Source organism: Flaviramulus aquimarinus, from assembly GCF_039543205.1.
Lineage (GTDB): Bacteria > Bacteroidota > Bacteroidia > Flavobacteriales > Flavobacteriaceae > Flaviramulus_B > Flaviramulus_B aquimarinus.
This window is the reverse complement of record NZ_BAABJH010000001.1, coordinates 1,180,415-1,193,450: the sequence shown is the minus strand read 5'-3', so window position 1 is coordinate 1,193,450 and position 13,036 is coordinate 1,180,415. Positions and strand designations below refer to the sequence as shown.

The window sequence follows — 13,036 nt, the reverse complement described above, 5'->3', positions numbered from 1 at the left end:
AGAAAAATGTACTTAATTTTCGATACCGAAACTACAGGATTGCCAAAACGTTGGGATGCACCTATTACCGATACGGATAACTGGCCAAGATGTATTCAAATTGCATGGCAGTTGCATGACGATATGGGAAACTGTATCGAGCATCAAGATTATTTGGTACAGCCAGAGGGTTTTAATATTCCGTATGATGCTGAAAAAATTCATGGTATTTCAACTGAATTAGCGCAAGAACAAGGCGTTCCATTAGCAGAGGTTTTAGAAAAATTTAATGTAGCACTAGGTAAAACTAAATTTGTAGTCGGGCAAAACGTAAAGTTTGATTTAAACATTATGGGAGCCGAATTTGTACGTGGCCATGTTGAAAATCCACTACAAGAACTTCCTGTTTTAGATACCTGTACCGAGCACACAGCCAATTTATGTCAAATTCCAGGTGGACGTTACGGAAAGTTTAAATTACCAACACTGTCCGAGTTGCACGAACATTTATTTAACGTAGGTTTTGCAGAGGCACATAATGCGACTGCCGATGTTGAGGCAACCACACGCTGCTTTTTTGAATTATTACGTTTAGGTGAATACACGAAGGAACAATTAGATGTACAGGCTGAGTATTTTCAGAATTTTAAAGAGGAAAATCCGAGTGCAATTCAGCTTATAGGTTTAAAGCACATTAACCTTAAACGGGAAAGTGCAAAAATTCTTGAGCGGATCAAAAAAAGCGAATCTAGTGATTTATCATCTGAAGACATTGAACAAAATGTTTCAGATTTAGCCGGTGTCGATTTTGTGCATTTACATAACCATTCGCAATTTTCAGTATTACAATCAACTATGGGCGTTGCTGATATTGTATCTGCTGCAGCCGAAAATCACATGCCAGCTGTTGCCATTACGGACCATGCCAATATGATGGGGGCATTCCATTTTGTAAATGCCGTAAATAAACACAATAGTGTCGTAAACGCTAAGATAAAAGCTGCTGAAGAAACAGGTGAAACCGTTACCGTAAAAGAAATAAAACCTATTATAGGTTGTGAGTTTTTTGTTTGCGAAAATCACTTGGATAAATCTAGAAAAGATAATGGTTACCAAATCGTATTGCTGGCTAAGAATAAAAATGGTTATCATAATCTGGCTAAACTATCATCACATGCCTTTGTAAATGGGTTTTATTACTTACCGCGAATTGATAAAAAGCTTATTCAAGACTATAAAGAAGATTTAATTGTACTTACGGGGAATTTATATGGCGAAGTGCCCAGTAAAATCCTGAATGTTGGTGAGAATCAAGCGGAAGAAGCATTACTTTGGTGGAAAGCGGAGTTTGGCGATGATTTGTATGTCGAGTTGATGCGCCATAACCAAGAAGATGAAAATCGTGTTAACCCAACTTTAATTTCGCTGGCAAGAAAACATAATGTTAAGTTAGTCGCTTCCAATAATACCTATTACAAAGCCAAAGATGATGCTAATGCACATGATATTCTATTGTGTGTAAAAGATGGTGAAAAACAAGCCACACCCATTGGTCGTGGTCGTGGTTATCGATACGGATTACCAAATCAGGAGTACTATTTTAAGTCATCAGAGGCGATGAAGCAACTGTTTAAAGATGTGCCCGAAGCTATTTCAAATGTGCAAGAGGTGGTTGATAAAGTGGAAGGGTATCAATTAGCGCGAGATGTATTATTACCTGCGTTTGATATTCCAGATAAATTTAAACATGATGAAGATTTAGTAGATGGCGGTAAGCGTGGAGAAAATGCCTATTTAAAACATTTGGTGTATGAAGGGGCTAAAAAACGTTATGGCGAAACACTATCTGAAGACGTTATAGAGCGCCTCGATTTTGAGTTAAGCGTTATTGAAAATACAGGCTACCCAGGATATTTTTTAATTGTAGAAGATTTTATTCGCGAAGCCCGAAATATGGATGTTTCGGTAGGTCCAGGGCGAGGCTCTGCAGCGGGTTCCGTAGCAGCATATTGTTTGTGGATTACCAATATAGACCCGCTTAAGTATGATTTGCTTTTTGAGCGTTTTTTAAATCCGGACCGTATTAGTATGCCAGATATTGATATTGATTTTGATGATGAAGGTCGAAGTCGCGTTATGGACTACGTTATCGAAAAGTACGGAAGCAATCAAGTCGCACAAATTATTACTTACGGCACCATGGCCGCCAAGTCGTCTATACGAGATACGGCTCGTGTATTAGATTTACCGTTATTTGATGCCGATAGAATTGCAAAATTGATTCCGACCATGTCTAAACTCGGAAAGATTTTTGGCTTGGATGAGAAGGCATTAGGTAAAAAGTTTAGAGCAGAAGATTTAGAAAAGGTCAACGAGCTTTTAAATATAGCAGATGGAAGTGATTTACAAGCCGAAACGGTTAATCTAGCCAGAACGCTAGAAGGATCGGTTAGAAATACCGGAATTCATGCCTGTGGTGTGATTATTACACCAGATGATATTACCAAATTCGTCCCCGTATCGGTAGCCAAAGATTCCGATTTGTATGTCACTCAGTTTGATAACTCGGTGGTGGAAGATGCGGGGTTGCTTAAAATGGATTTTTTAGGGTTAAAAACGCTGACTTTAATTAAAGACACCGTTAAAATTGTAAAAGCAAAACATGGTATTTTGCTTGACCCTGAGAATTTCCCTTTAGATGATGAAGAGACCTATGCGTTATTTCAACGTGGTGAAACGGTTGGTGTATTCCAATACGAATCTCCCGGAATGCAAAAACACCTTCGCGATTTAAAACCCACCGTTTTTGAAGATTTAATTGCCATGAATGCTTTGTATCGTCCAGGACCTATGGAATACATTCCAAGTTTTGTGCGTAGAAAGCATGGCGATGAAGATATAGAGTACGATTTACCCGCCATGGAAGAATACCTTAAGGAAACTTATGGTATTACGGTCTATCAAGAACAGGTTATGTTATTGTCTCAAAGCCTTGCCGGGTTTACCAAAGGTGAAGCCGATGTATTACGTAAAGCCATGGGAAAAAAGCAAATTGCGGTTCTCGATAAAATGAAACCTAAATTTATTGAACAAGCCAGTGAAAAAGGACACGATGCTAAAATTCTAGAAAAAGTTTGGAAAGACTGGGAAGCCTTTGCAAGTTACGCCTTTAACAAATCGCACTCAACCTGTTATGCCTGGATTGCTTACCAAACAGCGTATCTGAAAGCACATTATCCTGCGGAATATATGGCGGCGGTACTGTCCAATAATATGAACGATATTAAGCAAGTAACCTTCTTCATGGAAGAATGTAAACGCATGAAATTAGACGTTCTTGGTCCCGATGTCAATGAATCGTTTTATAAGTTTTCAGTAAATAAAGACTACGCAGTACGTTTTGGTATGGGTGCTATAAAAGGTGTTGGGCACGGTGCTGTAATGACCATTGTTGAAAATAGAAAAAAAGACGGTCATTATAAATCTATTTTCGATTTTGCGAAGCGTATCGATTTACGTGCAGCAAACAAAAAAGCCTTTGAAAATTTAGCTTTAGCTGGAGGTTTTGATGGTTTGGGCCATACCCATCGCGCACAGTATTTTCATGATGATGGTGATGGTATTACCTTTTTGGAAAAAGCCATTAAATATGCACATAAACACCAAGAAAATGAAAACTCCGCACAAGTTAGTTTGTTTGGAGAATCAAGCGATGTTCAAATAGCCGAACCTGAAGTGCCACCATGTGAAGAGTGGGGCACCATGGAAAAACTGAGTAAAGAGCGTGAAGTTGTTGGGGTTTATATTTCTGGGCATCCGTTGGATGATTTTAAAACCGAAATGAAAACCTTTTGTAATGCAACAGTTGGGATGTTTAATAATTTAGAACCTTATGTAAATCGCGAATTAGTGTTTGGAGGTGTGGTTACCGATGTGCAACATCGCGTAAGCAAACAAGGTAAAGGCTGGGCCTTATTTACCATTGAAGATTATACCGATAGTTTTGAGTTTAGAATTTTTGGCGAAGAGTATTTAAAGTTCAGACATTTTTTGATGAAAAACAATTTTGTATTTGTGAAAAGCTTTGTACGCGAAGGTTGGATAAATAAAGATACAGGAAAACGTAGTGACCCTAGGTTACAGTTTAATAGTTTTCAGTTGCTACATGATGTCATGGAGAATTATGCTAAAAAGTTATCCATTCAAGTAGATATTAAAGACTTGGACGAACAGAAAATTATTAATTTAAAAGATTTACTGCATATGCATCCTGGAAATCAAGCATTGAATTTTTTAGTTTATGATATGAAGGAAAAGATAAAACTGAACATGTCTAGTAGAAGACAAAAGGTTAAAGTTTGTCAAGAGTTGTTGAATGAGTTAGAAGCACAGGATATTAAGTTTAAGTTGAATTAAAAGGAATAAAAAAATAAAATGAATAAAATTAGAATTAATTATTGCAGTGCTAGAATAAATTCTCAAGTATTTGGAAGCAACAATGAACATATGATTTCAATTGTATATTTTACAATAGATGGCGTTAGTTATGAGTCGGTTTTAAGGCAACCATTTGGAGGTAAAGATTTTTCATTTGAAAAAGACCCAATTGAAGTTGAAGTGCCTGAAGAGTTGAAAAAGAATCTGAATTATGAACAATTTCGCGAAGTAACGGAACAATATTTTAGAAAATTAGTTGGTGCCAATGCTCTCCTTTTTAGAATAAGTGGTGGAAGCAATATTCAAGTAACTAATAGTTTTTTAGAATTAAATCATTCTACAGAAATTGATAAATCTGGGTTGCCTGGTGCATGGTAATAAATTTTAAGTTAATATTATTCTTAACTTTTTCATTAGAAAAAAGCGCAAGAATCTGCCAGATAAATAAATCAAATGCAAGATATTATCTGAAAATTAGCAAAACTCATAACAATAAGAGTTTTGCTAATTTTTTGGAATTTTAATACATCGTAAGCTTACCTCGGTGTAATTTATTAAACTTTACCATCCAAGTAATCCCCTAAACGATCCAATTTATCATTCCAAAATTGCGCATAGAATTGAACCCATTTATTAACGTCTTTAAGTTGTTTTGGATTGGCATTACAATAACGCTCACGACCTTGCGATTCGATATGGACTAAACCAGCATCTTCTAGCGTTTTAATATGTTTGGTGACCCCCTGTCTGGTCATTTCAAACTGGTTTGATATTTGTGTGATCGATAAGGCTGAGGTTGCAATAACCAAAGCGTGAAAAATGTCACGCCTTGTTGGGTCTGCAATAGCTTTAAAAAGTTTGGTTATTTTATCCTGCATTAACTAAATTTTTTAAATAATTTGTTAAACCAGAAATACAATTATCCCATCCACCATTAAAGCTTTCAAACATGGCTATGGCGGTTTCACCTTTATAATTTGAAATGCCTGAATGTTCCAAGTTTAGTTTCGTGCCATTTTCGGTAGATGTTAACTCCCATTTTACAGTAGTTTCTGTTTTTGTATCTGCAACTATCCAGGTGTATATTAATACGTATGGATTAGCATGTTGCACTTCACCACAAATAACAGTACAACCTTTATCGTTTGGAGGCGAAGTAAAGGTGTATTTATATCCTTTTTCTGCTTTAAAATTGGCTGGAATAAACCAAGTTGAGATTTCTTCGGCTTTTGATATGGCATTCCATACTTTGTCTATGCCGTGATTAAATAGCACTTCTTTTTTAATTGAATCTGTCATAATTATTCTGTTATTTGATTATTATGCAACTATGTGGTTGCTAATATAAAACAAATGATTTTAATATGCAACTTTTTAGTTGCTTAGTTGGAATTTTCTTGAAAGTTTTACACTTGCGCAAGGGATAGAAGCGGAAAGCCCACAGCCCGATCCCGATAGCTATCGGGAGAGGTGCGAGGACTTGTAACGGATAGCCCGACCCTTGTGGTTGCGCCCAAAAGATTAAAATAAAACGAACTGATGCCATTATAGGGAAAACAAATTGTTGCTATGTAAGCTTTCGAGTTTTTTTTGACTAAATTTGTGTTATTAAAACGAATTAAGAACATATTAAAATATAAATATTATGGCATTAGAGATAACAGATGCAACGTTTGAAGAAACGGTTTTAAAAAGTGAGAAGCCTGTATTGGTGGATTTTTGGGCAGCTTGGTGTGGACCATGTAGAATGGTTGGACCAATTATAGAGCAAATTAGTGATGAATATGATGGTAAAGCCGTTGTAGGTAAGGTTGATGTTGATGCTAACCAAGAGTTTGCTGCCAAATATGGTGTGCGTAACATCCCTACGGTTTTGGTTTTTCAGAACGGTGAGGTTGTTGGACGTCAAGTTGGTGTAGCACCTAAAAATGCTTACACAGATGCTATTGATGGGCTTTTGTAATAGATAAGAAAAAAAGAAAGTAGAAAAGGTTTGCCGGAATGGTGAACCTTTTTTTATTTTAGACTAAAATTAAAACTTATGAGTGATACAATAAAAGTGCAGGATATTATTGATAGTAAATTGATAGAACAACGCAAAGTGTTTTTGTGGGGACAAGTAGATGATGATTCTGCAAAGCATGTTATTGATAGGTTAATGTATTTAGATGCTTTGGAAACCAAGGATATTCATTTATATATTAATAGTCCTGGCGGTTATGTAACGTCTGGTTTTGCAATTTATGATTGCATGAAATCTTTAAAAAGCAATGTGTCTACTATTTGTACTGGTTTTGCAGCATCAATGGGCTCAATTATATTATCTGCAGGAACTAAAGGTAAACGTTTTATTCAGCCACATGCCCGTGTTATGATTCATCAGCCAAGTGGCGGAGCTCGTGGTCAGGCTAGTGATATTGAAATTACGGCTAAAGAAATCTTGCTAACAAAAGAGTTAAGCGCAAAAATTTTAGCTAAAAACTGTGGGCAAAAGTTTGATAAAGTCATGAAAGATTTTAATCGTGACCATTGGATGGGCGCAGAGGAGTCTGTGGCTTATGGGATTGTTGATAAAATGATATAATTGAATTTACGAAGCGAATTAAATAAAGCAGAAGGGTTTAAAAATCTAGAACTACTTGCCAAACAAGTGGTAGAGGGTTTTATTGCTGGAATGCATAAGAGCCCGTTTCATGGATTTTCTGCTGAATTTGCGGAACATAAAATTTATAATCAAGGCGAAAGTACACGTCATATAGATTGGAAATTGTTTGCTAAAACAGATAAACTCTACACCAAGCGTTATGATGATGAAACGAATTTGCGCTGTCATATTATTTTAGACAACAGTAGTTCAATGCATTACCCGAAGTTAGATTCGTTTTCTATTGACAGTTTAAATAAAATAGGGTTTTCGGCACTAGCAGCAGCCTCTTTAATGCATATTTTAAAAAAGCAGCGTGATGCTGTTGGTTTAAGTATTTACAGTGATGCGTATGATTATTATGCGCCTGAAAAAGGGAGTGAGCGCCATCATCAAATGTTATTGAATCATTTAAGTAGTGCGGTCGTATCGAAGTCCTTAAATAAACAAACAGAAACGTATAAGTATTTGCATGAAATAGCTGAAAAAGTTCATAAACGCTCTATGATTTTTTTGTTTACGGACATGTTTCAAACCTCAGAAGATGACGTAAAATTATTTGAAGCATTAAGGCACCTAAAATATAATAAACACGAAGTGATTTTATTTCATGTATTCGATAAAGAAAAGGAATTGCAGTTTGATTTTGATAACAAACCAAAACGTTTTATTGATGTTGAAACGGGTGAATATATAAATCTGTATGCAGATTCCATAAAAGACAATTATAGTAAAGCTGTAGATGATTATTTTACAGCATTACGTCTAAAATGCGCCCAGTACAAAATAAAATATGTGGAGGCTGATATTAATAAAAATTTTAATAACATCCTCACTACCTATATGATAGAACGCCAAAAGTTTGCTTGAGATTCCTGCGTCTACGAGGATGACTATTTAATGGCAAATCTTTTTTAAAAATTTCTATAAAAAAGAGGAGAAAACATTTGAGATATAAAAAAAGGCGTGTATATTTGCAACCGCAATAATGCAACGGTCTGGTAGTTCAGTTGGTTAGAATGTCGCCCTGTCACGGCGAAGGTCGCGGGTTCGAGTCCCGTCCAGACCGCAAAAAATTGCAAAAAGAAAGCTCTGAGAAATTAGGGCTTTTTTTAGTAATTGTAAAATGTTGTGTTGTTCATGCCTTGTGCATGACGTAGTTATGTTGAATTTTATTCAGCATTTCCAATGAGAAGCTTTCCTTTTTTCTTTACCGAAAATCGGGATGCTTTTTTGTTTTAAACATTGTCTAAAACATAGCAAAATTAAAAAAATGTGACTTTTCAATAACCCCTGTGTCCTATAAGTGCTATTAATCAATAAAAGGGGCTTACGAGAAATTGTGGCTCTTTTTTGTTTTGTAAAACTATTGGATTAGAAATGCCATACATTTAATTCCAATGTAACAGGCTACGTTCCTTCCAATACGCTTCAGTTTTAACATTCACAGCCTTGAGCGCTTCGAGTTCTTGTTCTGTAAATACAAAATGTAACGCTTTTAAATTTTCTTGAAGTTGTTTTGTGTTTGAGGCACCACTTAATACATACGTTGGATTTAAACTATCTATTACAAAACGCAGAGCAATAGCATCTATTCCTACTTGATATTTTTCAGATAAGTGTTGCATTTTTTTGTAAGAGGCCTGATAATGCTGAAATTTTTCATTTGGAAAAACACGTCCGTTGGCTAATGCCTCTTTAATGATGACATTTTTACCTTGTTGAAGGGTGTTTTTTAATATTGAAAAAGTAGATTGCTCAAATATATTATAGGTTACTTGAAAACTATCAAAAAGGGCTTCTCCATTAATTTGAAGGTTTAAAGCCGCTTCAATAACCGCTTTTTGATTGGCCCCACTTGTTGTAATTCCAATGTTAAGCCCAGTTTCTTTTTTTATATCGGAAAGCTGATTGAGTACAGGGTTATTTTCTAAAATGCCACTTTCAAAAGTGGCAGAATGAACCTGGTAGTATTTTAATTTTGGAAGCATGCGTTTAGAAACCTGCCATTGCTCTTGCAATTTGCCTAGAGCATGTTCTTTAATTTCATGTTTACCACTAAAACCCAGTTTCCAATTGGCCACATAAGTATAGCCCCATTTTGTGCCTAAAACAACATCTGGATAATTATTTTTAACATGCCATGCCTCCAGAAATGCTTCGCCTTTGCCATAGGATGGTGCTGTATCAAAGTACCGAACTCCTAAAGTATATGCTTCATCCAAAACCAAAAACGCATTGTTTTTAAAAGCGTCTACAGATTTATCTATAGACTTGTTATCTCTTATATTTATGTATTCTGGTCTGCCTAGAGCTGCTAAACCTAAACCTATTTTTGTTGATGCCATATTAATGCTTGTTGTTGTATTTTGCTTGACAGGTTTCGCAAGTATATGTACTATTATGTATGCTTATCTTATCTAATTTTCTAGCAACATCTTGTATAAAGGTATTGTAGGTTGCTGTACTTGGATTTCCATTTTCACCTTTCATAAATGTATAGTGTTCCCCCTCCCATTCTTGTCTTCCCCAACAATTTGGACATATGCCTTCAGGTGCGTTTCCAGTTTCTTTGTGTTCTGATTTTCTTTTAAAATAGGTCTTTAAATTATCTATTATAGTCATGGTGTTTATTTTATGAGTTCGGTTTCAATAATAACATCACTTTGCAATGTTTTATGCACAGGACATTTGGATGCAATGTCTTTTAAACGTTGTTTTTGTTTTTCATCTAAATCACCAATAAACTTCAATCGTTTTTGCAAATGATCAATTCGTTTAGATTGTTCTATATCCAACATTAAATCATCACTGTGTTTTTTGGAATAGGTAATATAGACAAAGACATCTTGTAAATCCCATTTTTTTCGTTCGGCATAAAGTTTTAATGTCATAACGGTACAAGCTGCTAACCCCGCACTTAAATAATCGTAGGGCGAAGGCCCAAAATCATCGCCACCTACAGATATTGGCTCATCGGCAATCATAGTGTGTTTTTTTGTCTGGATATTTGTTGTAAAGTTGTCTTCTATGAGATTAAGATGACCAACTAATTGTTCGCCTTTAGTGTCCAGCATACTATTTGTCATTTCTGGGAAATAACGCAGTGCCCAAGTGCCAATCATATGACCAACATAAACGCTGTCTTTTGAGTTTGACAATAAATGGTCAGCATCATCCAAACTCACAAAACTTTTAGGGTGATGGGCGTCATGATACAATTTATGGGCATTTTCAATACCAACCACATTATCAAAAGGGGCATGCATAATCAACAAGGGTTTACGTAAATTTTTAGTGATTTCTGGTAAATCAATTTTACCAAAATCATCCACAAAGGCTTCATTGATTTTAAAAGGTCTTCCGCCAATATTGACCTCTACCTCTCCTTTTTCTTTTATCTCATCTATACCATGCGAAAACAAGTGCTTAACATGTGTTACTGTGGCTGGAGCACCAACAGTTGCAACGGCTTTTATGTTTTCTAATTTTGAAGCGGCAACAATTACAGCGGCACCGCCCAATGAGTGTCCTACCAATAAGCTAGGTGCTTTGTAATGGGTTTTTAAATAATCGCTAACTGCCAACAAATCATCAACATTTGCAGAAAAGTAGCTTTCTGAAAATTCGCCTTCACTTCTTCCTAAGCCTGTAAAATCAAAACGTACAACACCAAACCCATGATTGGTAAGTGACCTACTGATGTTTTTAACAGCAGACAGGGAACTATTGCATGTAAAGCAATGTGCAAATATGGCGTAGTGGTTTGGTTTCTGGTTTGCAGGCAACTCTAAATACGCTTGTAATTTGTGTCCCTTATTATTTTGAATATTCAGTTTGGTACTTGGCATGTTGTATATGTTTTAATTTATTTTGATCGGTGTATATTGAGAATTGGTCTAATAGTATTTTAAGCTTTGGATTTATAAAGCTTTCACAAAAGGGTTTCTTCGGGTTTTTATAATAGTAATTCGTGATGTCTTGTCTGGATGCTCTAAAAGTTTTAAAAGGCAATACACTAGTAATCAATTTATGATTAAACACTTTTTGAAATGTTTCTATAAGCTCTTCGGCTTCCCTTTTTTGGATGTCTGAAAAGGTGTAAATTGCAGAACGGTACTTGTCTCGCATGCTATGCTTACTCATACTTTTATGGGTGTGCAAATGAACTTCAATCAACGTTTTAAGCGATATATCTTTGGAATTATAATGAACAATTACAGCTTCAGAAAATGTGCTATTCTCATTGGTTGAAGCCACATAACCTTGTTCTACTTTGGTAACACCCATTAAAGATTGAAACACGGCTTCTGTACACCAATGGCATCCACCTCCCAATGCTATTTTTTGTAACCCATTCATTTATGAACTGCATGATAACATGGAACATCCTACTTTATGTCGTGCCCAATCCGGACGTTTAGCAAACCACTTTTGATGCTCGGGCTGCTCGCTATACGGCTGTTTTAATAATTGAAACAATTCATCTATTAGCTTATAATTACTATCATTAGCCGCATCAATAGCCAATTGTGCCATATAATTGCGCAATACGTATTTGGGATTGACGGCATTCATTTTTTCTTTTCTTTCTTCATCTGAAATAGACTCTTGTTTTAAGCGTACAGAATAGCGTTCAAACCATGTTTCCCATTTTTGTATGATTACACCCGAAACTTCAGCTGCCTTATAAAATGCATCATTTACCACTTTTAATCCATTTGAAGGGGTGTCTTTTTTGAAATCACTTAAATTTCTAAAGAATATGGTCATATCGGTTTCTGTAAGATGCAAATTTTCCTCTAAATCTTGAATGAGCACTTTATCTTCAGCAATTTCTGTTTGCATACCTAATTTTGAACGCATCATCTGTAATGACGCGATATCAAAATTGGTTTTATAAGCTTCTAAAACACCTTCTAAAGCCGGAATATCTTTAATTAATGGGTATAAGGCATTGGCCAATTGCATTAAATTCCATAAGCCTATATTGGGCTGGTTGCCATAACGGTAACGCTTGTGTTGGCTGTCGGTCGTGTTTGGAGTCCAGCCAAAATCAAAATCTTCTAGCCAGCCATAAGGCCCATAATCTATGGTTAAACCCAGGATAGACATGTTATCAGTGTTCATCACACCGTGCACAAAACCAACACGTTGCCAATGTATAATCATATCTAAGGTGCGTTGAGATACCATCTTAAAAAATTCGAGGTAGGTGTCTGGAGTTCTCGCTGGTCCTAAATCGGGAAAATGTTCTTTTATGGTATAATCAACTAGGGTTTTTAACGTTGTATCATCTTGTTTGGCTGCGAAAATCTGGTAACTCCCAAATCTTAAAAAACTTGGAGATACACGTGTTACTACAGCCCCTTTTTCATAAGCCGCATTGCCATTATACATAACATCCCGTAATACTTGATCGCCAGTTAAGGCTAAGGATAAAGCGCGTGTTGTTGGCACACCTAAATGATACATGGCTTCGCTACATAAATACTCACGGATTGACGAACGCAATACCGCCAAGCCATCGGCTGTTCGCGAATATGGTGTTTCTCCAGCACCTTTTAACTGTAAGGTCCAACGTTTTGAATGGTGCTCAACTTCAAATAAATTAATCGCTCGACCATCGCCTAATTGTCCGGCCCAATTTCCAAACTGATGACCACCATAACACATGGCATAGGGTTTTGTGTTTGGTAATATACGGTTTCCTGTAAAGGTCTTTAAAAACGTTTCACTTTTGCTATCGGCTTCATTTAAGGCTAAATTGTTAAGCATTTCAGGAGATACATGTAATAGCTCTGGATTTGATGTGCTTTTAGGGCTAACAAAAGAAAAGCATGCTTTAGAAACTTGTCTTCTTCTATTTTCTAAAATGGGATCTGCTGGTAATTCGTTATTGAATTTGTCTTTTATATTTAGTTTCATGTGTTCATGTTTATTTTTTTCAATAGTCACATGTAGCTTCCATTTAAC

12 protein-coding genes and 1 tRNA gene are annotated in these 13,036 nt (G+C 35.9%); 6 read left to right on the top strand and 7 right to left on the bottom strand.

Annotation, left to right across the window (positions count from 1 at the left end):
• The first annotated feature begins 6 nt into the window (after positions 1 to 6).
• Positions 7 to 4,395 (top strand): DNA polymerase III subunit alpha, encoded by a 4,389-nt coding sequence (gene dnaE / locus ABD941_RS05530; protein ID WP_345273034.1) that lies wholly within the window; start codon positions 7 to 9, stop codon positions 4,393 to 4,395.
• An 18-nt stretch (positions 4,396 to 4,413) separates the two neighbouring features.
• Entirely contained in the window at positions 4,414 to 4,794 is a 381-nt protein-coding gene (locus tag ABD941_RS05525; protein WP_345273033.1) for a hypothetical protein, read from the top strand.
• Positions 4,795 to 4,970: 176 nt separating this feature from the next.
• Here the strand turns inward: ABD941_RS05525 and ABD941_RS05520 are convergent, their stop codons facing one another.
• Positions 4,971 to 5,294: an ArsR/SmtB family transcription factor gene (locus ABD941_RS05520; RefSeq protein ID WP_345273032.1), complete on the bottom strand. Its 324-nt coding sequence runs from the start codon at positions 5,292 to 5,294 to the stop codon at positions 4,971 to 4,973.
• On the bottom strand, positions 5,284 to 5,715 hold the full coding sequence (locus ABD941_RS05515) for an SRPBCC family protein (RefSeq protein WP_345273031.1): 432 nt from the start codon (positions 5,713 to 5,715) through the stop codon (positions 5,284 to 5,286). Before ABD941_RS05515 ends, ABD941_RS05520 begins: the two co-directional genes overlap by 11 nt.
• Before the next feature lie 346 nt (positions 5,716 to 6,061).
• Here ABD941_RS05515 and trxA point away from each other — a divergent pair, with 346 nt between their 5' ends.
• The 4 genes from trxA (at position 6,062) to ABD941_RS05495 (ending at position 8,129) form a co-directional block, all read left to right on the top strand.
• A complete protein-coding gene (gene trxA / locus ABD941_RS05510) occupies positions 6,062 to 6,379 on the top strand; it encodes a thioredoxin (RefSeq protein WP_345273030.1) in 318 nt (105 codons plus the stop codon).
• Between the two features lie 78 nt (positions 6,380 to 6,457).
• Complete coding sequence (locus ABD941_RS05505; RefSeq protein WP_345273029.1) at positions 6,458 to 7,000, top strand: ClpP family protease; 543 nt, start codon at positions 6,458 to 6,460, stop codon at positions 6,998 to 7,000.
• The gene (locus ABD941_RS05500) at positions 7,001 to 7,930 is read left to right on the top strand and encodes a DUF58 domain-containing protein (RefSeq protein WP_345273028.1); all 930 of its coding nucleotides are present in this window, start codon (positions 7,001 to 7,003) and stop codon (positions 7,928 to 7,930) included.
• Positions 7,931 to 8,055: 125 nt separating this feature from the next.
• Positions 8,056 to 8,129 (top strand) — tRNA-Asp (locus ABD941_RS05495).
• Positions 8,130 to 8,451: 322 nt separating this feature from the next.
• Here the strand turns inward: ABD941_RS05495 and ABD941_RS05490 are convergent.
• Genes ABD941_RS05490 through ABD941_RS05470 form a run of 5 tightly spaced genes read right to left on the bottom strand, consistent with a single transcriptional unit; the run spans position 8,452 to position 12,988 of the window.
• Positions 8,452 to 9,408 (bottom strand): aldo/keto reductase, encoded by a 957-nt coding sequence (locus ABD941_RS05490; RefSeq protein ID WP_345273027.1) that lies wholly within the window; start codon positions 9,406 to 9,408, stop codon positions 8,452 to 8,454.
• Position 9,409: 1 nt separating this feature from the next.
• Positions 9,410 to 9,685, bottom strand: coding sequence for a hypothetical protein (locus tag ABD941_RS05485; protein WP_345273026.1), 276 nt, complete (start codon positions 9,683 to 9,685; stop codon positions 9,410 to 9,412).
• Between the two features lie 5 nt (positions 9,686 to 9,690).
• On the bottom strand, positions 9,691 to 10,911 hold the full coding sequence (locus ABD941_RS05480; RefSeq protein ID WP_345273025.1) for a bifunctional alpha/beta hydrolase/OsmC family protein: 1,221 nt from the start codon (positions 10,909 to 10,911) through the stop codon (positions 9,691 to 9,693).
• Complete coding sequence (locus ABD941_RS05475; RefSeq protein WP_345273024.1) at positions 10,880 to 11,422, bottom strand: peptide-methionine (S)-S-oxide reductase; 543 nt, start codon at positions 11,420 to 11,422, stop codon at positions 10,880 to 10,882. Before ABD941_RS05475 ends, ABD941_RS05480 begins: the two co-directional genes overlap by 32 nt.
• A complete protein-coding gene (locus tag ABD941_RS05470) occupies positions 11,423 to 12,988 on the bottom strand; it encodes a protein adenylyltransferase SelO (RefSeq protein ID WP_345273023.1) in 1,566 nt (521 codons plus the stop codon).
• Between the last annotated feature and the right edge of the window lie 48 nt (positions 12,989 to 13,036).